Annotated in this window: 1 protein-coding gene; it reads left to right on the top strand. The window is 59.7% G+C overall.

Annotation, left to right across the window (positions count from 1 at the left end):
* Window positions 1-145 precede the first annotated feature (145 nt).
* Window positions 146-2,141, top strand: a 1,996-nt coding sequence (locus ACX12L_RS22865) for a Tn3-like element IS1071 family transposase (protein ID WP_459264561.1), incomplete at its 3' end; no start/stop codon positions are given.

The following is a 2,141-nucleotide window of genomic DNA, read 5'->3' as shown; positions in this document are numbered from 1 at the left end:
GGGGTCTCCTCGTTTTCAGTGCAATAAGTGACGGTACGCAAAGCTAGCACTGGCGCGGGGGTGGTCTGGGTAGACCGTTGATTTCATTGACTTTCCTGTTCGCTTTGTAAACGGGTATGGTGGCCTCCCACTTTTGAGGTTCACGATGCAGGGTTGGCACACAACGTTTTTGGGGATGCGTGGGCTCCCCCGCGATATCAGCGACTTCGAGATGAAGGCATTTTTCACCTTCGATGGTGCCGAGCGCGACGCAATCAATGCACGCCGAGGTGATTCCCACAAGCTTGGTCTGGCGCTCCATATTGGTTTCCTGCGCATGAGTGGGCGTTTGCTCGGTGCCTTTCGGGTAATTCCAGTAGCCTTGTGGCGCCACCTTGGCAACGAGCTTGGCATTGCAGCACCAGAAGTCGCCTCGCTGAGAGCCATGTATGAACGCGGGCGCACGCTATTCGATCACCAACAAGTAGCCTGCACGGTCCTTGGATTCCAGTGGATGAGCGAGCACCAGCGCCGCTCACTGGTACGTGAACTGCGCGACGAAGTGGCGCGCTGCGCCGACCGCGATCAGCTACTCGTGCGGGCGCGTCAATGGCTGTACAAGAACAAGCTGGTGATCGTGCACGAGCGGGCAATTCGGACACTGATTGCGGCGGCACTTGCCCAGCTTGAAGTTGAAACAGGCACCGCCATCGCCGCCAGCGTTGATCCAGCAACACTTGATCGCTGGCGAGCCTCAGTTTCAGAGCTGCGCCCAGATGGACAAACCCAGCAGAGTTGGCTATGGGCTGCACCGGCGAAACACTCAACCCGCCAAATCAGCGAGGTACTGGAGCGCATCGACCTGCTTTACACGCTGGACGTTCATAAGCACCTGGCAGACATCCCCGATCTCATCTTGCGCCGCTACGCGCGCCGACTTGTCTCCAGGCCGCCCTCAGCCGGAGCCAAGATCAAAGAGCCAGCGCGCACCGTGGAGGTCGCATGCTTTCTTCGGTATTGCCTGTTCACCACCACAGACCAGTTGATCCTTATGGTGCAGCGCCGGATCGCCGATCTGTGGCGTCAGGCTGCCGCCGATGTCCCCGCTACCGTCAATTGGGCCGCAATGTACAAAACGCTGCTCGGCGAACTTGTTGCCTTGAGCGCGCAAGGTGCGGTGCCAGATGCTGAGTTGCGTGCCCGTCTTGAAGCCTTGATCACCGAAACCCAGAAACGCAAACCACCGAGCAGGGCCTCCCTGGTCCGCGAGGGATTGATTGATGGAATTCGCCCCGTGCGGTCGTTGCTCGTCGCCATTGCAAAGCTGCCCTGGCAGGCCACCGGCGAGCATCCTGCCATCGAGTACCTTGCCAAGCTGCAAGCTTTATATCTCAAAGGATCCAGAAAGCTGCCAGTTGAAGTGGTGGCACCAAGTCTGGGAATGATCTGGCAGGTTTCGATCTCCAGCCCAGACCGGGAACGGGCGTTTCAGGCGTTGGAGGTGGCCACCCTGTTTGCCCTGCGCCGCGCGGTGCGCAATGGCTCGGTCTGGATTGAGCACAGCCTGAGCTTTCGGGGTCGTGCGCGCTTGTTCTTCACGGACGAGCGTTGGCAGGCAGAGTCCAAGAAACACTATGCCCGTCTATCGTTACCCAGCAAGGCTGCCACTTTCTTGAAGCCTTTGCTGGCCAGAGTAACTGCCGGTGTCGATGCGGTGGCCGCTGCAGCCCGCAGTGGCGTACTGCGCGTGGATGATGAACTCCATTTGTCGCCATTGCCCGCAGAGGACGAAGACCCAGAAGTGACCAAGCTGCGCGCGGCTTTGGATCACCGCATCGGTGAGGTTCAATTGCCGGAAGTGATTCTGGCCGTTGACGCCCAGGTGCGCTTTAGCTGGATCATGCTCGGACGTGAGCCGCGCTCTACCGACGAGCTGCTGATGGTCTATGCCGGCATCATGGCCCACGGCACCAGTCTGACTGCGGTCGAATGCGCGCGCATGATTCCGCAATTGTCTGCCACCAGCATTCGCCAGGCCATGCGCTGGGCGCGGGACGAACGGCGTCTGAGCCAGGCCTGCCAGGCTGTGCTGGAATTCATGCAGCGACACCCGATTGCCGCCACCTGGGGGCGGTCCGATTTGGCATCTTCTGACATGATGA

It is taken from the genome of Alicycliphilus sp. T452, from assembly GCF_054512775.1.
The sequence above is the reverse complement of the archived record's forward strand: the minus strand, read 5'-3'. Positions and strand labels throughout refer to the sequence as shown.